This window comes from Phormidium sp. CCY1219 (assembly GCF_035615515.1).
In the GTDB taxonomy this organism is placed as follows: domain Bacteria; phylum Cyanobacteriota; class Cyanobacteriia; order Cyanobacteriales; family Laspinemataceae; genus CCY1219.
Genome location: NZ_JAJENT010000772.1, coordinates 1 through 288, shown reverse-complemented (window position 1 = coordinate 288; position 288 = coordinate 1). Strand labels below are relative to the sequence as shown.

The 288-nt window shown below is 51.7% G+C and carries 1 protein-coding gene; it reads left to right on the top strand.

Going from position 1 to position 288, the window contains the following annotated elements; all coding sequences use genetic code 11:
- Positions 1-288, top strand: a 288-nt coding sequence (locus LKK83_RS23260) for a Uma2 family endonuclease (protein WP_324633772.1), incomplete at both ends; no start/stop codon positions are given.

The window sequence follows — 288 nt, the reverse complement described above, 5'->3', positions numbered from 1 at the left end:
TTAAAAACCGATCCGCCCCCTGATTTGGTAATCGAAATTGATGTTACCAGCAGTTCTATCGACCGAGAGGGGATTTATGCCGCGATGGGAGTGCCGGAAATCTGGAGATGCGATCGCGGCGCGGTGCAGTTTTTGCAATTGCAAGAAGGGGAATATGTCCCGGTGGAGCGATCGCTCGCTTTTCCCATCTTGCCCGTGGCACAAGTCGCCCAATTTTTAGCACAAAGCCAAACCGTCGGCGAAACTACTTTATTGCGTTCGTTTCGCGCTTGGGTGAGAGAGCAGATA